Genomic DNA, 19,889 nt, shown 5'->3' with positions numbered 1-19,889 from the left:
GCACCCGTCAACTACGCCCGGATGGACGTATCACTCACGACGCTGCTCGTCCGCCCGAAGCGGGCGTTCGACGACGGGGTCGCGCCACCGTCGTTCGCCCAGGCGCTGGCGCTCGTGATCGTCCTGAGTGGCGTCAGTGCCGCCACGATGTTCCCGGTGTACGTGGCCCACTGGGACCAGGCGTCGGCCGTCGGCGCGACGATCACCCTCGCAATGGGCGGACAGCGGGTGGCGCTCCCGGCCGTGTTTCCGACCAACATCGTACGCTCGCTGGTCCAGAGCGTGCTGCTGTGGCTGGGCGCGGCAGCGACGCTCCACGTGCTCGCGCGGGCCAGCGGCGGTACGGGTCGGTTCCGGGCGTTCGCGGCGTACGTCGGCTGGTCGTTCGCACCGTATCTCGTGGTCTACCCGCTCGTCGCGGTCGTCGCGGGACTGCTACTGGCGACGACGCCGGACGCGACGCTTCGGGGAGTCCTGTACGGCGCTGGGACGGCGGCTCAGGGACCGGTGAACTGGAACGGGAGCGGGCTGATGGACACGCGGTCACCGTTGCTGACGGGCGCGCTCCTGTGGATGGGATACCTGTGGACCGGGGCACTCAGAGTCGCACACGGGCTGTCGGTCCGCGTTGCGGTCGCAGTCGCCGGAGTCGTGACGGCGACGCTGCTCCTCGTCGCACATGCCCCGGTCTAGACCGGCTCGCCGAACGCGTAGACGGTGTTGTGGCTCGCAATCTCGCAGTCGACGAAGTCACCGACTTCGAGCCCGCGCTGCTGTGCGTCGGCGACGACGACCTGTCGGTACGCCTCGTCGTAGCCCACCAGCGAGTCGTCGGTGCCGTCTTCGGTCAGGAGGACCCGCTTTTCCTCGCCGAGCATGGCTTCGTAGGCGTCGCCGGTCACGTCCATCTTCAGCTCGGACATAGCCTTCGAGCGGTCCTTCTTGGTCTGGCCGCCCAGCCCCTTCATGTCGGCGGCGTCGGTGCCGGGACGCTTCGAGAAACGGGTGACGTTGATCTTCTCCGGGCGGGTCTCTCGGAGCAGCGCCATCGACTGCCGGAAGTCAGATTCGGTCTCGCTGGGGAAGCCGACGATGAAGTCCGTCGACAGCGTCCAGTAGTCCAGGTACTCGTCGAAGGTGTCGACGACCGCGACGTACTCGGCCACGGCGTGCTGGCGGCGCATGTCCGCGAGCACGTCGTCGCTCCCGCTCTGGACGGGCGCGTGCAGGAAGTTGTACAGCTCGTCGTGCTCGGCGAAGACGCGGGCCAGCTCCTCGCGGACGCCGTGGACGCCCTTCGGGTTGGCCATCCCCACGCGGACCCGGAAGTCGCCGTCGATCTCGGTGCAGATCCGCTCTAGCAGTTCGGGCAGCAGGCTCTCGCCCTGATTGGTGTCCCAGCCGTAGACGCCGGTGTCCTGGCCCGTGATGCGAAGCTCCTTCGCACCGGCGTGGACCAGCGCTCGGGCCTTCTCGACGTTTTCCTCGACCGACGGCGACTCGATCCTGCCGGTCGCCTGCTTGGTGATACAGTAGGAACAGTCGGACATACAGCCACGCGCGATCGGCAGGATGCCGACGACGCCGTCGAGCACGGTCTCCGTGTCAGGCGTGACCGTCGGACACTCGCCGTTGAGGACGTGCTGGGGCACGTCGTCCCAGTGGAGCACCTCGGCGTCCACGTCGGCCGCGCGGAACTCCTCGCCCTGTGCCAGCGCCATACAGCCGGTGACGACCAGATCGCCGGGCGTCTCCGCGTCGAGTTCCTCGGCCCGTCGAAGCATGTTCCGCTCGGTCTTTTCGAGGACGGTACAGGTGTTGAGGATCGCCACGTCGGCCTCCTCGGGTCCCTCGGCGGGGTAGTGGCCCCCCTCGCGAAGCGCCTGCTCGATCTCCTGGGTCTCGCCGCGGTTGGACGTACACCCGTACGTCTCGATGTGATACTGGGCCATGCGCTGCGTTACCTGACTCTTGTCCCTCGCGGCCAAAAGGACGACGGAATCGTTCTCGGACGAGTGATACGGTTTCTTGTAGTTGCTTACCGGTGATCGTCGCCACGGAGTAGACGATCACCGCTAAATCGCTACAATAATCCGTATGAGGTTATCCGTCACAGATCCCCGGAGCGAGCAGAGGGCTTTCGAGGGCCGCACTATAGTAACAATTGAAACGATTTACACACCGATCGCACTGCAGTCGTGCGATGATCGTGTTCAGATAAGCCGCTGCATTTTGTGAGTTGGAGACACCGAAAGCCCTCGTACAGTTGCGGTCCCGCGACTCGCTGCGCGCGCTTCGCGTGCTTGCATCGTCGGGGTTCCCGCAACTGTACTCGCCCTTTCATCCGCCAGGGTTCAGACTGTGAGGCAGCCGAATCCTGGCGGATGAAAGGGCGAGGCGCGGTCCGGGGTTCTGCGGCGGCACTATCCGAACGGAGTGAGGATATCCGCCACAGAACCCCGGAGCGTGCCGAGGGTTTTCGGTGCTTCAGACTGCCTGCACCGATCTCTTATCTGAACACTACCCGTGCGATCGGGTGTGCATTGATTTTCAATGGCTACTATAGGTGAGTGTTCGGTACAGTGGCCGTCGGCGTGGTAGCGACAGCAGTTGGCGGAGAATCACCTCGATTTGCTAGCGCATCTCGTCGAGCGCACGGACGGTGTCTGACATCAGCCAGGCGTCGTCGCTCCGTTGGTCTTCGATCGAGAGGGCGAAAAACGAGTCGCGGCCGTCGTCGAGCGTGATGTGGTAGCCGTGACTCGTCAGTTCGTCGTCGCGAGCGGGTGTCTGTTCGGCGTCGGTCACGGGCGGCCTAGCCGGTCACGAGGGAAAACAGTCTCGGTCGGGAAAACGGCAGCTAGAGACTCTCAAACGCGCGTAGAGAAGTGGCCGCCGTCGGCCAGTTTCCGCCCAGTCGGGCGACGAACCTCGCTCACCGCACCGTGTAGCCGCCGTCGATGAGCACCGACGAGCCGGTCACGTACCACGAGGCTTCGCTGGCGAGGTAGAGGACCAGCGGCGCGATGTCCTCGGGGCGAGCCATCTCGTCGAGGAGCATCTCCGATTTCCACAGCGCTTCCAGTTCGGGGTCCTCGCGCAGCGCCTCGTCGACCGGATCGGTGCGGACGTAGCCCGGTGCGACGGCGTTGACGCGGATGCCGTCGTCGGCCCACTCCGAGGCCAGCTGTCGCGTGAACGAATCGACGGCACCCTTCGTCGCGTTGTACGCGACCTGGTGCTGGGGGTAGTTGGCGACGCGGGCAGACATCGACGAGAGGTTGACGATCGAGCCGACGCCGCCGCGGGCGCTCTCGTCGTTCTGATCGGCAGTGTCGAGCATCGCCCGGCCGGCGTGTTTCGCACACCGGAAGGTCCCGGTGAGGTTCACGTCGACGACGCGCTGGAACTGCTCGACGGTCATCTCCTCGGCGGGCGCGTGGACGGTGATGCCGGCGTTGTTCACGAGCACGTCCACCCCTCCGAACGCCTCGACCGTCGCCTCGACCAGCGCCTCGACCTGCGCTTCGTCGGTCACGTCGGCCTCGTAGGTCCGCACGGTCGCGTCGGTCGCGGCCTCGATCTCCTCGGCCGCTCGCCGGCCGCTCTCGGCGTCGCGGTTGCCGATCGCCACGTCGGCCCCGGCGTCTGCCAGCGCCTGCGCGATCGCTCGGCCGATCCCGCGGTTGCCGCCGGTGACGATCGCCGTCTGTCCGTCGAGGCGGAAGCGATCGAGGACGCTCACGCGTCCTCACCGCCCTCGGCGGCCCGCCACTCCTCGGCGATCGTCACGCCACTCGACGCGCCGATGCGCTCGGCCCCGGCGTCGAACATGGCCTTCGCTCGCTCCCAGGAGCCGACGCCGCCACTGGCCTTGACCGGCCGGTACTGGCTCAACAGTTCCACGTCGGCGACCGTCGCGCCACCGTCGGAGAAACCGGTCGCCGTCTTGCAGAACTCTGCACCGGCTTCGGCGACGATCTCGCCGGCCCGGTGCTTCTCGGCGTCGGTCAGGAGCGGCGCTTCGACGATCACCTTCACCGGGACCGGCACGGCCGCGACCACTTCCGAGATCGTCTCCTCGACGGCCGCGTCGGCACCGGCCTTCAGCCGCCCGACGTTACAGACCACGTCGATCTCGTCAGCACCGTCGTCCCACGCCTCCGTCGCTTCCGCCGCGACGGCGTCGGTCGCGCCCTGGCCGTGGGGAAAGTTCACGACCGTGCTGAGCGGTACGTCCGCGTACTCGTCGGCCCGTTCGACGTAACACGGTGGGATGCAGGCCCGCAGTCCGTGTTGGGCCGCTTCGTCGAGCACTGTCTGTACGTCGGCCCACCGCGTCGTCGGTCCCAGCACCGTGTGTTCGATCCGTTCGGGAACGGAGTCCATAGTCACCCATTGGCGGGTCGCCACGTAAGCCTCTCGGCGACGCGGTCGTGCCGTCGGCCAGGCGACCGAGCCGCCACCGAAGGTCGGAACACTTTCGCCCCTCGGCGACGGTTGGCGGGATATGCAGATCCTACCGACGAGCTTCGCGCTGCCGCCGCTCCCGTATCTCGTCGTCCTGCTCGGTGGGGCCGGGCTGGTGACGGCACTGCTCTCGGCCGCGGAACCCGAGATCGACCAGCGGGCCGTGGTGTCCCTGCTGCCGTGGATGGCGATCGGCGGTGCCTTCCACGCCTTCGAGCAGCTGGCGCTGTACCCGTCCCTGTACGAACCGCTGTTCGGGACGCCGGCAGTGTACCTGACGACCTTCCTCCTGACCGGCGGCGTCTGGCTCGCTCTCCAGGCCGTCGGTATCGCCCGGGGCAACGAGGACACCGTCGTCCGCAATCTCGGACTGGTCGGGACGGCGATCTTCGTCGTGCTGGTCGTCGTCCGCATCTGGCAGTCGATCGCACAGCCGACGTTCTCGCCGGTGTGGCCGGCGGTGTCGCTGATCGTCGCGCTGGCCGTGACGGCGCTGGTGGTGCTGGCGATCAGCCTGTGGCGCACGCCCGTGTTCGTCCGGACGCGGTACGCGGGTCCGGTCGTCGTCTTCGCCCACGCGCTCGACGGCGTCTCGACCGCGATCGGTGCCGACGTGGTCGGGGCCAGCGAGCAGTCGCCGCTGCCGCGTCTGATCATGGAGTTCGCCGGCCAGCTGCCGACGGCCGACCTGCTCGGTGTCGGGTGGCTGTTCCTGCTGGTGAAGCTGGTGATCGCGGCCGCGATCGTCGTCTCGTTCAACCGCTATCTCGCCGACGAGCCCGCCGAGGGCGCGCTCGTGTTCTCGCTCATCGCCGCGGTCGGAATGGGGCCGGCCACCAACAATCTGTTCCTGTTCCTGGCACCGGCGTTCTGACGGCGTCGCTGTCGCGCGCGACGACCGTCGAACGAGTTACCCGCTGCTCGGACGGCGAGCGGTCGCTCCCCGAGGGGACTCACCGGCACCTCGCTACACCCGTCCGTATCATACGGATTATTGTAGCGATTTACCGGTGATCGTCTACTCCGTGGCGACGATCACCGGCAAGCAACTACAATAAACCGTATCAGGCCGTCTCGGCCAGCTTCACCTCTTCGAGTTCGGCCCCCTCGTGTCCGTCCTCCGTCGCCAGCTCTTTGGCGGCCTGAATCGCCTCGCCGGGGCGCTTCAGATCGCCGTCGACGTGGTAGACTGTCGGTTCGCTCTCCGCGTCGACGCTGAGGTGGACTTCGAGCTGTGGCATAGGCACACGTTCATACTCACAGACATTATCTGTTTGGGTCGAGCCGAAGCACGGCTATTTTAGTCGCCGTCGCCCCTCGCTCGAGACATGGCAAAGCAGCCCCACCTGCTCGTCGAGGACGGCGATCTGAACGACATCGCGCTCGTTCCCGGCGATCCGGGCCGCGTCGACCGGATCGCCGCCCAGTGTGACGAGGCGACGACGGTCGCCCGGAACCGCGAGTACAAGGTCGTCAACGCGACCTACGAGGGTCGCGACCTGACGATCTGCTCGACCGGCATCGGCTCGCCGTCGGCGGCGATCGCGATCGAGGAACTCCACGCCGTCGGGGTCGAGACGGTCATCCGAGTCGGCACGACGGGCGCGCTCCAGTCCGACATCGAGATCGGCGACATGGTCGTCGCCACGGGCGCGGCCAAAGACGAGGGGACGACCGAGCGATACGAGTCCGAGACGGTGCCGGCCGTGCCGGACTACGCGGTGCTGTCGGCGCTGGTCGAGGCCGCAGAGGCCAACGGCGAGTCCGTCCACGTCGGTCCGATCGCGACGGACGACGCCTTCTACGCCGAGACCGACGAGTACGTCGCGGCGTGGGAAGCAGCGGGCCTGCTGGCCGTCGAGATGGAGGCCGCCGCGCTGTTCTCGCTGGCCCGTCGCAAGGGGATGGCCGCTGGCGCGATCTGTACCGTCGACGGCAACCTCGTCGAGGGGACCCAGAAGGGCGAGACCGACGACGAGGAACTGCCCGAGAAGGCCAAGAACAACGTCGAGCGAGCGATCGCGCTGGCACTGGAGACGGCCGCGTCGCTGTAGCCGACACGCTCATGTCGGCGGCGCGGCAGTGACCGGTATGCGCGACCGCCTCGGGCGGGCGATTCGGACGACCGTCGAGCGGGTCCGCCAACTCCAGCGCCGCGAGCGCCACGAGTTTCGCGCCTGGCTGGAGCGGACTTCGACGATCGTCCACCTCTCCGTGCTGGTCTTCGTCCCGCTGTCGATCGGGGTGGTCACATACCTCTCGAACACGCTCGACGCGCTCTCTTTCCTGCTGTTCCCGCCGCTGGCTTCGGGTGCGTACACGCTCTTTGCCAACCCGGAGGGCGAGTACGCGAACCCCGCGCAGTTCGTCGGCGGGCTGACGATCGGCGCGGGCTGTGGCTGGGTCGGTCTGGCCGTCTCGAACCGGGCGGTCGGCGCGGCGGCGGCACTGGAGGTGACGGCCGTCTCGGCCGCTCTGGCCGTGTTGCTCGTCGGTGCGGCCACGTGGTCGATCGGCCTCGAAGAGCCGGCGGCGTACTCGACGGCGCTGCTGGGGTTACTCGTCCCCTCGGGCCAGCAACCGGCCTTCCTCGGGAGCGTCTTCGTCGCGAGCCTGCTCGTCGCGAGCGTCTTCGTCGTCTGGCGGCGGGAGTTCTACGAACAGCGCGCGACGGTGCTGTACCAGTCGGTCAAGGGCGACGATCACGTCCTCGTCCCGATGTACGGCGAGCGAGCGGACGCGACGGCGATGCTGGGCGGCGAGATCGCCAGCGCACACGACGCGGGCAAGGTGGTGTTGCTCGACGTGGTCGACGACGAGCGACTGGCACGCGCCGAGCGAGACCTGCTGGACGGACACGAGGCCGGCGACCGGGCCGGCGCTGGGTCGAACTCCGAGGCGGCGCTGTGGGACGACATCGACCGGTCGGCGGTCGCGGACACGGTCGGTCGGCTGGAGACGCGGGCCCACCGCATCGAGACGGCCGCCGGTGTCCCCTGTGAGGTCGTCGTCGCCGTCGAGAGCGGGTCGCTGGGTCGGACGATCCTCGCGACGGCGACCGAGACGAACTGCGATCTCGTCGCCGCGCCCTACGCCAAGCACCGCGGTCGGCTCGCGCCGTTCGTCCACGAGCTGTTCCGGAGCGACGTGGACGTGCTGGTCCACCGCTCGGCCGACGGCGCGACCCAGTGGGAGCGGGCACTGGTCCCCGTCCGGCGGGCCAGCGACGTGGCCCACAGCATGATCGACTTCGCGATCCGGCTCACCGGAGCCACCGGCGAGGTCGCCGTCTGTACCTGTATCGGTCCGTCGGCTAACCGGCGACGCGCCGAGTCGATGCTGTCGAACCTCGTGGACCCGTTCGCGGCACCGATCGAGACCCGCGTCGCCAGACAGGAGATCGTCCCCTTCCTGCGCGGGACGGCACCCGCCTACGACATCGTCTTCATCGGTGCCAGCCGTGACCGGAGCGCGGCCTCGCGGTTCGTCGCGCCGCCGACCTTCGAGAGCATCGCCGAGATGGACACCGACGTGGCAATCGTCGACCGCGGCTAGAGCTCGCCGTCGAGAATGCGGTCCGCGAGGGACTCGGACTCGTCGTCACCGAGCGCCGACTCCACCAGCAGGTGACCGCCGATGGCGGCGGGGCTGATCACCACGTCCGCGCCGGCCCGCTTGAGCTTCGTGACGTTCTCGCGGTCGGTCGCCGCGGCGACGATCCGGATCTCGGGATTGAGCTGTCTGGCGGTCAGGATCGCGAGCGCGTCCCGTGCATCGTCGTTCGTCGCGGCCATCACCGCCTGCGCCCGCTCGATCCCGGCCCGGTACAGCGGCTCCTCGTCGCTGGGATCGGCTGTCAGCACTGGGACGTCTCGCTGCTGGAGCCTCGCGGCGTCGTCCGGGTCGGCCGTCACGACGACGAACTCGACCGCGCCGGACAGTTCGTCGAGGATCGGTTCGCTCAGGTCGCCGTAGCCGAGGACCAGTACGTGGTCTTCGAGCAAGTCGAGTTGTGATTCGGTCATAGTTCCGAGTGCCTTCGTGATGCGGCTCTGGATCGCCGGCCCCAGCACCGACCCCAGCGCCAGCGCGAAGCTGGACGTGCCGAGCACGACCACCGACACGGTGAACAGCCGTGCGGCCTGTGACTGGGGGTCGGGAGAGATGTCGCCGTAGCCGACGGTACTGGAGGTGACGATGGCGAAGTACAGCGCGTCGGTCAGCGTCGAGACGCCGCCGAACTGCTCGCGCAGCGCGTACGTACCGGTGGTGATGTACACTTGTCCACCGATCAGGGCCGCGATCGCGGCCTGCTGGGTCGTCGATACGTCGAGCGCCCGGTCGAACAGCCGTCGATTGATCAGTACGGTGGGCAGCGAGAGGACGGAGAGGACGACCAGCGGGAGCGAGACGGGGAGTTCGCTGCCGACGTAGGGCAGATCGATGACGCCCTGCAACAGTCCCTGGATGGCTGTCAGCGGGAGCAACAGGACCGTCGCGTACCAGCCCGCCCGATACCGTCGTCGCAGACCGGAGACGGCAAAGAGGAGCAGAAAGCCCGTGAGCGCGCCAGTGAACCCGACCGTCTGGCTCACGACCGTCGGGAGGTGTTGCGCGAGCGGTCCCGAAGCGCGCTGCGCGCTGATGTTCGCGACCCCCGTCACGAACGAGAGCCCGGCGACGAGCGTCGGCAACAGGAGCACCGCGCGTACCCCCAGCAGGTCGCGAACGTCGTCCATACCCCGTTGCTCGCGTCGGCGCGAGTAAAGCTTGTCTTCTGCCCGCGCCGACACGACTATAGAACAGGAGCGACAGGGCTGTGACATGGCTTCCTTTCCCGTCGAAGTGCTGCTGGGGATCTATCTGGGGTTGCTCGTCGGGATCATCCCGGCGCTGGTCTCGTGGGCGATGGCGTTTACCTTTCGCTACTTCGCTGGCGTGACCGTCCCGGCCTTCGGTGTCGCCGTCCTCGCGATCGCGCTGGCGGGAGTCAACGGCGGGCTGCTCGCGCTGGCCGACAAGTCGATCACCGCCAGTCCGAACGCCGAGCGGATCGTCGTCGCGATCCTCGTCGTCAGCATGGCGTCGATGTACGCCCACAGCAAGGGCGACTCGATGGGGGCGGACTTTCCCAAGCGGCTCACGCTCACGTCGCTCCGGAATCGCACGCTCTCGAAAGACGTGGTCGACTTCGTCGGCGGCGCGGGCGAGGTCCGGATCCACGTCGTCGGCGAGGTGGCAGACATGGAGGGGTACCCGCCACTCCCCGAACCGCTCCGGGCCGAGATCCGTGGCGGCGAGTGGACGTTCCCGGCAGATCTCCGGCTCGACGAACTCGAACAGCGCCTCGCCGAGCGCCTCAAGACGGAGTTCGACCTCGGCGACGTGTCGGTCACCGTCGACGAGCGCGGTCGGGCGACCGTCGTCGCAGCCCCGCCCTTCTCCGGGCTCTCGAAGCGGATCGAGGACGGCCGCCACGCGGTGTCGGTCGACGCGTTGCTCCCGACCGGGCTCGCACGCGGCGACGAGGTGACGCTGCTGACGACCGACGCACAGGTCCGCGGGACCGTCGTCAGCGCTCGCTCCGGGAGTTCCGAATCGATCGCCGTCCCGGAGGCGGTCGAAGACGGCGAGCAGCTGCCGGCCCCCGTGCAGGCACCGACCACCGACGGCGGCGAGGGTCGGCTCACGGCCGGCGTCCGCCGCACCGACGCCCAGCCGCTCTTGCGTGCCGACCGGGCGAAAGTCGTCGTCGAGTCTCGGGGCACCCGTCGGGAGTACGAACTCGTCTCGCTCCTGCGGCGTTCGGACATGCGGTTCCGGCGAGTGACACCGCACAGCGGCCAGCCCTTCGACGGCGTGACGATCGGCGAGGCGGCCCTCCGAGAGCGCTACGACGTGGCCGTCTTCGCCGTGAGGAAACCCGGCGGCTGGCGGATCGCGCCCGAGGACACGACCGGGCTGGTGGCCGGTGAACAGCTGTTCGTCGTCGGAACGCGGGCCGACCTCGACGCCTTCGAGGAGGCGGTGGCGTGACGCTACAGCTCGTCAGCGGCGTGACGGGAGCCCTCGTCGACACGACCGCCCGGATCGCCGGCACGGCGGTGCTGGCCGGCTTCCTCGCGGCGGCGGTCGCGCTGTTCTACCGGTGGTACGTCCGCGAGCGGGTGCCGGCCGGACTGGCGTTGCTGGTCGGGCTCGCCGGCGTCGCCGCCGTCGCCGGGGCGACCTCGCTGCTGGCCCAGCAGCTCGTGCCGGGCGGTGCCGAGCCCGACGCCCTCGCGGCCCTGCTCAACGTCGTCACGTTCCTCGTCGGCGGCCTCGGGGCGTACGCCGGCATGCGGGTCGGCGACGCACTCGGGATCGACCTGTTCGCGGCGACGGGGGGCAACGGGATCGACGGCGAGGTCAGCCAACTCGTCAGGGCCGTCGGTCGCGTCATCGCCGTCGAGATCCCCGAGGAGATCGACGACGTGGTCGGCTACGATCCGGTCGCGGCCGCGACCCGGGAGACCCTCGCCGGTCGGACGTTCCTCTTCCCGCGGCGGCTCACGCAGGCGGAGCTGCGCGAGCGGTTCGTCTCGCGGCTGAAGACCGACTACGGCGTCGGCCACGTCGACGTGGAGTTCGACGAGGCCGGCAACATCGAGTACCTGGCGCTGGGCTCGCGGGCCGCCGGGATCGGTCCGACGCTCCCGCCGGCCACCAACGCGGTCGCGATCCGGGCCGACCCGGCAAACGCCGCCAGCGCGGGCGATCTCGTCCAGGTCTGGGAGACCGATCCCCCGCGGCGCGTGCTCACGGGAGAGCTCCGCGGCGTCGCCGACGAGATCGTCACGGTCGCCATCGACGCTGCCGACACGCCCAAACTCGACCCCACGAGCCGGTACAAGCTCGTGACGCTGCCGGTCCAGGACCGGCCGGACCGGGAGTTCGCGTCCCTCCTCCGGGCCGCAGACGAGACCCTCGCCACGGTCACCGTCGCGGCGGGCTCCCCGATCGACGGGACCCCCGTGGGTTCGCTGTCGGTCACCGTCGCTGCCGTCACACGGGACGACGAGCGGCCCGTCCCGCTTCCGTCACGAGACCGGGTCCTCAGGGCTGGAGACGTACTCTACGCCATCGCAACGCCGGACGCGCTCCGGAAGCTGGAGGCCGCCACCGCGGCCCCCGAGGGCGCGGTCGCGGAGCCGGCCGACGGGACGGACGACGAACCGGCGACGGCCGCCGAGGACGCGACAGACCCGGAACCCGCGGCGAGCGACCGCCCACCGGCGGACCACCGGCCCGACCAGTCGGAAAGCGAGCGACGAGCGGACGCGTCCGACGGGCAACCGGACGCCGGAGACGAGGCGGTGGGCGACGACGGCGAGGCCGACACATCGACGACAGAGAGCGAGGCCGACGCGTCGGGCGACGACGGCGCGGACGATGCCGACCTCTCCGGCGACGCGTTCCCCGACAGCGACGACCTCCCGGGCATCGATCCCGAGGACGCGACGGCGTCCCCGTCCGACGGCGGAGACGACGACACCGAGGCGATCCCCGACACCGACGACCTCCCCGGATCGGAGCTGACAGACGAGGGAGACGCCCGAGCAGATCGGGAGGACGACGGGGACGGAACCGACGGCGCGACGGCGCGGAGCGCGCCGTCGGACGAGGACGAAGCCGCGGGCGACTTCGCCGACCTGCTCGACACCGATGTCGGCGCGGGCGACGACCTGGACGACCTCCTCGACGAGGACACCGGCGACACGGTCGATCTCGACGACGAAACGGCGGACGGACCGGACGCGGACGGACCGGAGGCGGACGGATCGGAGGCGGACGACCGCCTCGACGAGGACACCGACGAGACGGACGACCGCGATCGGACCACCTGACACGGAACGTTGTCGTCGCTTCCCGGTCGGTCCTCACGGGGGACGACCACCGATCGATGGCGGCGACCCGCGCGACCGACGGCGACCGATCCAACCGCTACCGTTATTTTCCGGCCGCCGTAGGGCACTGACATGGCTGGGCACGACGGCGTCGGGCGGCGACTCGAACGACTGGTCGGGCGCTACTTCGGCGTGACGCTGCCAGACACCGAGGGACTGCCCCGGTACGTCGCGCCGCTGCCCGAGTGGCTCGAAGACCTGGGACTCCGACTGGCCTGGCCGATCGCGCTGGTCAATCTCGTCGGGACGCTCTTCGGGTTCTGGTACTACGCGGGTCGGCCGCTGAACCTCGCGCCGCCCCTGATCGAGGGACAGCTCGGCGCTGCACCGGCGCTGGCCTACCCACTGATCCCCGACTCGCCCGTCGCGACGATGTTCATCGGGCTCTCGCTCGTGGCCTGGCGACTGGACTACGACGCCGACTGGCTCCACATGCTGGCGTTCTTCGGCTGCCTGAAGCTCGGGCTGTGGACGCCCTACGTCCAGCTCGTGATCAACGGGCCGGCCGGCGTCCCGCTGTGGCTCTACTGGTTCCTGATCCTGAGCCACCTGGCGATGGCCGTCGAGGCCTTCTTGATCCACCGCTACGCGTCGTTCTCGGTGTCGGCCGTCGCCGTCGCACTGGGCTGGTACGGCTTCAACGACGTGGTGGACTACTTCGTCCCGGTTCTGGGCGGGCCACACCACACCTGGCTGCGAGCGGAGTCCGTCGTCGGCGGGTTCGACCACACGCTCCCGGCCCACGATCTGGCCGCCGGCTGGGCGGTGGTGCTGACGTTCGTCGCCGTCTTCCTCGCACTGGCGACGCGGGTCGAAAAGTGCAAACGCCGCGAGGCCGCCGCGGAGTGAGACTGCGAGAAGCGAACGCCGCCCCCCCTCAGGCCGCGCCGACGGCGGCCGCGACGAAGGTCCATCGGGTACCGCTGCGGGTTTCGGTCTCTTTCTGTGCTGCACGGTGCTGGTCGCGTCGGTGTTGCCAGTTCATCGTAGCCGAATAGAGGGGACGTACACGCATGAGTGTTTCGTGAAATTGATATAAATGTCGTGAACGTAAGTTACAGTCATACGGATTATTGTAGCGATTTAGCGGTGATCGTCTACTCCGTGGCGACGATCACCGGTAAGCAACTACAAGAAACCGTATCAGACGTTGTCGTTGCGTACCGGTGGGCGTCTCCCCCGTGGCGGCGCTCACCGGTACAGTCCGACAACCGTCCGTATCAGTCGGGCTCGAAGCCGTTTGGCTCGGTCCGGACCGGGGCGTCGCTCGGCCGGAGACCCGGAACGCGGCGGCGGACCGCCGTCGCGTCGACGGACTGGCTTCCGAGCACGGCGAAGCCGGCGAAGATCGTCAGGAAGCCGGCGACGGCAGTCGGTGCGATCGTCTCGTCGAGCAGTGCCCACCCGCCAAGCGTCGCGACGACGGGGACGACGTAGAACACGAGGTTCGCACGGATCGGCCCGGCCGTGTCCAGGAGCTCGAAGTAGGCGATGTAGGCGATCGCACCGGCGAAGACCCCGACGTAGCCAAGCGCCAGCAGCGCCTCGCCGCTCCAGGTGATCGCGCCGACGGATTCGCCGGCAGCACGGCTCAGGGCGTGCGTGAGGCCGGCACCGAGGGGGAGTCCCCAGGCAGTTCGGACGCTGCTGGACAGCTCTCCGTCGGCCCAGCGGATGAGCACGCTGCCAAGCGCGCCGCTGACCGCACCGGCAAAGAGGATCGCCTTGCCGAACCCACCGGCGAGGAGGTTCGCCGGGTCGGGGCTGACGACCAGTCCGACGCCGAGCAGGCCGAGGATCATCCCGGCGCTGCCCCGAGCCGAGAGCCGATCGTCGGCCAACAGGACTACCGCGAACACCGGCGTCAGGATCGGGTTCAGGCTGAAGACGATCGAACCGACGGCACTGGTGGCGTACTGCTGGCCGACGAACAGCAGCGCGTTGGTCAGCCCGATGGCGAAGATCCCGGTGGCGACGATGCCCACCACGTCGCCGCGAGTGCGCGGCAGGAGTCCCTCGCGGGGCGTCGTCGCGACGGCGTAGCCGATCAGGACGACCGACGCCACGTCGAAGCGCAGGGCGACGAACAGCAGGGGCGGGAAGTAGTCCAGTCCCGCCTTCGCGGCGACGAACGTCCCCCCGAAGAGGACGCTCGCGACCGCGAACGACACGAGTGTTCTGCGGCTGCCGTTCACTCGCCGCTCACCCCGTCGGGTCCCCAGCCTGCGGCGATGCCGATACGATATCGCTGTGCGTCGAGACGAGTCATACTCGAACGGAGGGTCTGCAAACGCATGAACTACGTTCGAAAATCGGAGCCGCTGTGCAAGGCCCGGCTCCCGATCGGCGACGACACCCTCGTGAAAATCTTTCACGCTACGAAAGCGGTTTACACCGGCGAGTGCGAACGTGACGTATGGAGGCTGCGCTGTCGGAAATCGAGTTTCTCGCGCTCTCCGAGAACCGAGTGTCGGTGCTCGCCCTGCTCGCGAGCGAGCGCCACACCCGCCGAGAACTGGCCGACGAGACCGGCGCGTCACAGGCGACGCTGGGCCGCATTCTGGGCGACTTCGAGGACCGGTCCTGGGTCCGGCGCGAGAGCGGCGGCTACGTCGCCACCGCGACGGGCGAACTCGTCGCCTCGGGCTTTACCGACCTGCTGTCGACGCTGGAGACGGAGCGCGCACTGCGACCGATCGTCGAACACCTCCCGGCGGACGCGATGACGTTCGACCTCCGGCGGCTGGCCGACGCCACAATCACGACTCCCAGCGGGACCCGCCCCAACGCGCCCGTCCAGCGGGTCCTCGACATGATCGAAACCGCCGCGGACGTGCGTGTCTTCTCGCACGCGTTCAACGAGCAGAGCCTCACGGTCGTCCAGGAACGCACCGCCGCCGGCCAACAGACGTTCCGCGGCGTGTTCTCCCGGACCGCGATCGAAGCCCTCGCGGAGGATTCGGCGCTGCGCGAGCGGCTGCTCGCGCTCGTCGCGACGGACGGCGTCGAGATCAGGCTCGCACGCGACGAGCTGCCACTGGCCGTCACCGTCGCGGACGAGACCGTCCACCTGCTCGTGCGCGACGACAACGGCGTCCTGCAGGCATCGATCGACGCCGACGACCCCGCGGTGCTGTCGTGGGCCGACGAGACTTTCGAGCGGTACTGGACGGCGGCCGAGCCCCTCGATCGAACGGAGTTCGCCGAGTGATCAGCCGGCCTGGACGCTGCCCCGACTCGGCGTGCCGGAGACAGACACGTCGGCGGGCGTGTAGACGAGCGTATCGTCGTCGTCTTGCACGCTGAGGCCCTGTACAAGTAGGTTACCGTTCTGGGTCTGGAGCGTCGCCGTCGCCGCACCCTTCGCGTCGATCGTCGCAAATCGAAGGAGCAGCGATCCGCTAGCGGAGAGGGACACGCCGCGCTTCGAACGGAACTGCGCGTAGTCAGCGTTCAGCGAGCCACCGGCGTCGACCCGTATCTGTTTGTTGCTCTCGATCTCACCGTCGATGGTCACGGACCCGATCGCATCCAGGGAGACCCGCTTGTTCGATCTGAGCGTCGCGTTCTGAATCAGAATCTCTCTGGCCTCGATCGACACCCGCTGTCCCCGTGCGTCGATGGTGCCCGCGTCTTTGATCGCGAGCCGGACGCTCCGGTTCTCGAAGTCCTCCAGATCGCCGACCGAGTACGTCTGCTCGCCCTCGTCGTACACTCCGTCGCCGTCGGCGTCGTCGAACGCTACGCCCGACTGACCACCACCACCGCCGGGACAGTCGTACGCCACGTCGACGGTCAGCAGCGCGTTCCGTATCGTCACGCCGTCACCGGCAGCCTCGGTGACGTGGACCTGCAACTGGGCCGTCCCGCTCTGTCCGTTCGGCTCGCATTTGACGGCGATATCCGTTCCACTACCGGAATCTAGGTTCGTCGTCGTCCCGGTAGTGACGACGGTGAGCGCGCCCCCGTCGCCGTCGACCGAGACGCTGTACTCCGTGTTCAGTTGTTCACCGGCGTTGTTGCGCAGCGTCGCGACCGTCGTCGCGCTCGGCTTCTCCACAGTTGCTCCGCTCGGTTCGAGCGCGATCAGTGCCGAGCCGTCGGGTGCTGTGCCGACCGAGACGCCCCGATCGGCATCCGCGGTCGTGAGACCGACCGTCGGAGCCAGACCGACCACTACGCCCGCGACTACCAGCACGACGGCGACCGTTCTGAGGACTCCTAACACTGACCACCACCTCCTTGTCGCAGACGCGCACGATGCGTAGCGACCTGATCGCAGACACCACCGCGCAGCACCCAACTGCGACGGCTGTTCGTTAGTTACGTACCGTTCTGCGAACACATAATCTTCTGGGCACACGTCTGACAGACCGCGGGGACGCTGCCAGCGAGGCGGCCGTCGTCGCTCCCGCCTACCCGACGATGACGACCGCGGTCTCGGTCTCGATCATCTCGCCGTCGCCCGAGTAGGTGCGGGCTTCCTCGATCTCGAACATCTCCGGGTCGAGGGTGACGCCAGCGACGTGCAGTCGACCGTCGTCGATCTCGTAGTCGCCCTGTGCGATACCGGCCTCGATGTCGCCGACCTGGTTGCCGTACTCCGGTCCGACGATCGAGTAGTCGAGGTCGATGTCGCTGATCTCCGTCGTGATGTCGGGGGCGTCCGCGAGCAGTTCGAGGTCGGCGACGTGCATGGCCTCGGCGACGGCGTCTGCCAGCCCCTCGACGTGGCCGTACACCTGGACGTGGTCGAGGTCCGCGTTCAGCGGCAGGCCGTTGTCCGTCTTGTACGTCCGCAGCGCGGAGATGACCTCCATCGCCGTCTCGCCGGCTTCGAGGTCGGCGTCGTAGCCGCCGGGGGTCGGCCAGTCGGTCGTGTGGATGGAGCTGTCGCCCCCGGCGAGGCCCGCCCGGTCCGTGGAGCCGTCGGTCCGGTAGATTCGATCCCACAGTTCCTCGGTGATGTGGGGGAGGAACGGCGCGAACAGCTTGAGGAAGGTGCGGTGGGCGCGGGTCAGCGCGAACTCCGTCGACGCGCTGCCATCGCCCGAGAGGCGCTGTTTCGCGATCTCCAGGTAGTCGTCACAGAAGCTGTTCCAGAAGAACGACCGGAGCCCATTGCGGGCCTTCGAGAACTCGTAGGCCTCGAAGCGGTCCGTCACCGACTCGACCGTGGCGTCCAGTTCGGCGAGGAACCACTCGTCGATGGGCGCGAGATCGCTCTCGTCGACGGGCTCGACGGCCTCCGGGGCCGGCGCGAGCTGTTCGACCAGCCGCGAGGCGTTCCAGAGCTTCTGGAGCAGGCGCTCGCCGGCTTCGAGGTCGCCTTCCTTGTACGGGAAGTCGTCGCCGATGGAGGTGCCGGCGGCCCAGTAGCGGGTCGCGTCGACCGGGAACTCTTCGAGCACGTCGCTCGGGGGGATGACGTTGCCCTTCGACTTGGACATCGCCTCGCGGTTCTCGTCGAGCACCATCCCGTTGATCATCACGTTGTCGAACGGCACCTCGCCGGTGTGTTCGTAGCACTTGACGACGGTGTGGAACAGCCAGAACGAGATGATGTCGTGACCCTGCGGGCGCAGATCGAACGAGTAGAGCTCGGGGTGCTCCATACTGAACGCTTCGGCCTCGGCGTCCCAGTCCCACCCGGCGTTGACCAGCGGCGTCAGCGACGAGGTCGCCCACGTGTCGAACACGTCTTCTTCCGGCCGCAGGTCGTCGTGGCCACACTCGGGGCAGGCGTCGACGGGCGCGCCGTCCGAGAGCGGGTCGACGGGGAGGTCGGCCTTGTTCGCGAGGATCGGCTCCCCGCAGTCCTCGCAGTACCACACCGGAATCGGAATCCCCGAGTCTCGCTGGCGGGAGATACACCAGTCCCACTCCAGTCCCTCGATCCAGTGCTCGTAGCGGCTGAACATCTTCTCGGGGTGCCAGTCCATCTGGCGGCCCGCTTCGAGGTACTCGTCGGTCCGGTCGAGCATCTCGACGTACCACTGCTCGGTGACGAGATACTCCACCTCCGTCTCACAGCGCTCGTGGACCTGCACCGTGTGGTCGTGATCGCGCTGTTCGAGCAGGGACCCCTCGGCGTCGAGATCGGCGAGGATGGCGTCGCGCGCGTCGCGGGTGCTCTGGCCCTGGTAGTCGCCGGCCACGTCGGTCATCGTCCCGGACTCGTCGATGGCGATCCGCAGCGGGAGGTCGTGTGCCTGGTACCACTCGATGTCGGTCTGGTCGCCGAAGGTACAGCACATGACGACGCCGCTGCCGGTCTCCAGATCGACGCGGTCGTCCTCGATGATGGGCACCTCGTGACCGAACAGCGGGACGCGCGCGGTGCCGCCGACGAGGTGCTGGTTGGCGTCGTCGTCGGGGTGGACGAAAATCGACACACAGGCCGGCAGCAGCTCCGGCCGGGTCGTCGAGATCGTCAGCGTCTCGTCGTCGGCTGGTCCCGTCCCGTCCTCGACCAGCGGGAACGCGATGTCGTTGAACAGCGTCTCCTGGTGTTCGTCCTCCTGTTCGACCTGCGAGATCGCCGTCTCGCAGTCGGGACACCAGATCGTCGGCGCGCGCTGGCGGTACTCTCGGCCCTTCTCGTAGAGGTCGATAAAGGACAGCTGGGAGACCCGCTGGACGCGGGGCTCGATGGTCTTGTAGGTGTTGTCCCAGTCGACCGAGATCGCGAGCGACTGTACGTCCTCGGTGAACTCGGCCTCGTAGGTCTCACAGACCGCCCGACACTTCTCCTGGAACACCCGCCGCTCGAAGTCCTGGTGGCGAATCCCCTTCTCGCGCTCGGTCAGGCGCTCGGAGGCGATGCCGTTGTCGTCGTAGCCGAAGGGGAAGTAGACGGTGTCGTCGGCCATCCGGTGGTAGCGGGCCACGAAGTCCTGCAGCGTGAACTGGTAGAGGTGGCCCATGTGGAGATTGCCCGACACGGTCGGCGGCGGCGTGTCGATGCTGTATCGGGTGTCCGGGTCGACGGTCTCCCCCGATTCGGGCTCCTCGTAGGCGTAGGTCTCCGCTTCGACCCAGTGGTCCTGCCACCGGGGCTCGACGGCGTCGGGATCGTACTCTCCCTCGATCCCCTGTTGCTCTGCTGGCGATTCGTCGGTCGCGTCCTGTGTGTCACTCATGGGTTCTGTCGGTCGCTGTCGGCGTGATCGGAAAGCGGTGCGAGCGTCGAGCGGAGTGAGTTAGTGGGGCGTAGCCGCCCCTACTACGGGCCGGAGAACGAGCGCAGTGGGTGCTCGACGCATCATCTGCTGTGATCGTACACTCAGACGGTTCCTAATGGCTTCGGTTTCGAACGAGGCCGTGTCTGGGTAGTGTCCTGACGCTCGGTAGTGTGCCCAGGCTCTGTAGACGGTGTCGCACGGTAACACGGCGATTTCAGTCCGTCGAGAGACTGACGCACAGCGAACTCGTCGGTTCGACTATTCGACTACCGTAGACCACTGGCTGTCT

The 19,889-nt window shown here is 68.1% G+C and carries 17 protein-coding genes; 8 read left to right on the top strand and 9 right to left on the bottom strand.

Features of this window, described 5'->3' with window-relative positions; genetic code table 11:
- The first annotated feature begins 21 nt into the window (after positions 1-21).
- Positions 22-693: a YIP1 family protein gene (locus HALKA_RS0109865; RefSeq protein WP_018257830.1), complete on the top strand. Its 672-nt coding sequence runs from the start codon at positions 22-24 to the stop codon at positions 691-693.
- On the opposite strand, the gene HALKA_RS0109860 is transcribed toward HALKA_RS0109865, so the two are convergent.
- The 4 genes from HALKA_RS0109860 to deoC all read right to left on the bottom strand — a co-directional run bounded on the left by HALKA_RS0109860 (position 690) and on the right by deoC (position 4,389).
- Positions 690-1,952: a tRNA (N(6)-L-threonylcarbamoyladenosine(37)-C(2))-methylthiotransferase gene (locus HALKA_RS0109860; RefSeq protein WP_018257829.1), complete on the bottom strand. Its 1,263-nt coding sequence runs from the start codon at positions 1,950-1,952 to the stop codon at positions 690-692. The genes HALKA_RS0109865 and HALKA_RS0109860 overlap by 4 nt on opposite strands.
- Before the next feature lie 682 nt (positions 1,953-2,634).
- On the bottom strand, positions 2,635-2,808 hold the full coding sequence (locus HALKA_RS21380; RefSeq protein ID WP_018257828.1) for a hypothetical protein: 174 nt from the start codon (positions 2,806-2,808) through the stop codon (positions 2,635-2,637).
- Between the two features lie 127 nt (positions 2,809-2,935).
- On the bottom strand, positions 2,936-3,745 hold the full coding sequence (locus HALKA_RS0109850) for an SDR family NAD(P)-dependent oxidoreductase (protein ID WP_018257827.1): 810 nt from the start codon (positions 3,743-3,745) through the stop codon (positions 2,936-2,938).
- Positions 3,742-4,389 carry a deoxyribose-phosphate aldolase gene (gene deoC, locus HALKA_RS0109845; RefSeq protein ID WP_018257826.1) on the bottom strand — a complete coding sequence of 216 codons (648 nt, stop codon included), beginning with the start codon at positions 4,387-4,389 and terminating at the stop codon, positions 3,742-3,744. The genes HALKA_RS0109850 and deoC overlap by 4 nt, the downstream gene beginning before the upstream one ends.
- A gap of 121 nt (positions 4,390-4,510) precedes the next feature.
- On the opposite strand from deoC, the gene HALKA_RS0109840 reads away from it, so the two are divergent.
- Positions 4,511-5,344, top strand: coding sequence for a DUF63 family protein (locus tag HALKA_RS0109840; RefSeq protein WP_018257825.1), 834 nt, complete (start codon positions 4,511-4,513; stop codon positions 5,342-5,344).
- A gap of 190 nt (positions 5,345-5,534) precedes the next feature.
- Here the strand turns inward: HALKA_RS0109840 and HALKA_RS21375 are convergent, their stop codons facing one another.
- Entirely contained in the window at positions 5,535-5,711 is a 177-nt protein-coding gene (locus tag HALKA_RS21375; RefSeq protein ID WP_018257824.1) for a hypothetical protein, read from the bottom strand.
- 87 nt (positions 5,712-5,798) lie between these two features.
- Between HALKA_RS21375 and HALKA_RS0109830 the strand changes: the two genes are divergently transcribed.
- A complete protein-coding gene (locus HALKA_RS0109830; RefSeq protein ID WP_018257823.1) occupies positions 5,799-6,524 on the top strand; it encodes a nucleoside phosphorylase in 726 nt (241 codons plus the stop codon).
- Between the two features lie 37 nt (positions 6,525-6,561).
- A complete protein-coding gene (locus HALKA_RS0109825; protein ID WP_018257822.1) occupies positions 6,562-8,025 on the top strand; it encodes an HPP family protein in 1,464 nt (487 codons plus the stop codon).
- Here HALKA_RS0109825 and HALKA_RS0109820 read toward each other — a convergent pair.
- A complete protein-coding gene (locus HALKA_RS0109820) occupies positions 8,022-9,209 on the bottom strand; it encodes an NAD-binding protein (protein WP_018257821.1) in 1,188 nt (395 codons plus the stop codon). The two genes, HALKA_RS0109825 and HALKA_RS0109820, sit on opposite strands and share 4 nt — an antisense overlap.
- 85 nt (positions 9,210-9,294) lie before the next feature.
- Between HALKA_RS0109820 and HALKA_RS0109815 the strand changes: the two genes are divergently transcribed.
- The 3 genes from HALKA_RS0109815 (at position 9,295) to HALKA_RS0109805 (ending at position 13,265) form a co-directional block, all read left to right on the top strand.
- Complete coding sequence (locus HALKA_RS0109815) at positions 9,295-10,506, top strand: potassium channel family protein (protein ID WP_018257820.1); 1,212 nt, start codon at positions 9,295-9,297, stop codon at positions 10,504-10,506.
- Complete coding sequence (locus HALKA_RS0109810; RefSeq protein WP_018257819.1) at positions 10,503-12,356, top strand: DUF8167 domain-containing protein; 1,854 nt, start codon at positions 10,503-10,505, stop codon at positions 12,354-12,356. The genes HALKA_RS0109815 and HALKA_RS0109810 overlap by 4 nt, the downstream gene beginning before the upstream one ends.
- Positions 12,357-12,488: 132 nt before the next feature.
- Positions 12,489-13,265 (top strand): DUF1405 domain-containing protein, encoded by a 777-nt coding sequence (locus tag HALKA_RS0109805; protein WP_018257818.1) that lies wholly within the window; start codon positions 12,489-12,491, stop codon positions 13,263-13,265.
- A 371-nt stretch (positions 13,266-13,636) separates the two neighbouring features.
- On the opposite strand, the gene HALKA_RS0109795 is transcribed toward HALKA_RS0109805, so the two are convergent.
- Entirely contained in the window at positions 13,637-14,611 is a 975-nt protein-coding gene (locus HALKA_RS0109795; protein ID WP_044956522.1) for a DMT family transporter, read from the bottom strand.
- A 221-nt stretch (positions 14,612-14,832) separates the two neighbouring features.
- Here HALKA_RS0109795 and HALKA_RS0109790 point away from each other — a divergent pair, with 221 nt between their 5' ends.
- Entirely contained in the window at positions 14,833-15,627 is a 795-nt protein-coding gene (locus tag HALKA_RS0109790) for a helix-turn-helix transcriptional regulator (protein WP_015762494.1), read from the top strand.
- Here HALKA_RS0109790 and HALKA_RS0109785 read toward each other — a convergent pair whose 3' ends face one another.
- Both HALKA_RS0109785 and HALKA_RS0109780 read right to left on the bottom strand, forming a co-directional pair.
- Complete coding sequence (locus HALKA_RS0109785) at positions 15,628-16,644, bottom strand: hypothetical protein (RefSeq protein ID WP_155119394.1); 1,017 nt, start codon at positions 16,642-16,644, stop codon at positions 15,628-15,630. It abuts the gene before it with no gap.
- Positions 16,645-16,831: 187 nt separating this feature from the next.
- Positions 16,832-19,558: a valine--tRNA ligase gene (locus HALKA_RS0109780; protein WP_018257814.1), complete on the bottom strand. Its 2,727-nt coding sequence runs from the start codon at positions 19,556-19,558 to the stop codon at positions 16,832-16,834.
- Positions 19,559-19,889 lie beyond the last annotated feature (331 nt).

The sequence above is a fragment of the Halomicrobium katesii DSM 19301 genome (assembly GCF_000379085.1).
GTDB lineage: Archaea > Halobacteriota > Halobacteria > Halobacteriales > Haloarculaceae > Halomicrobium > Halomicrobium katesii.
The sequence above is the reverse complement of the archived record's forward strand: the minus strand, read 5'-3'. Positions and strand labels throughout refer to the sequence as shown.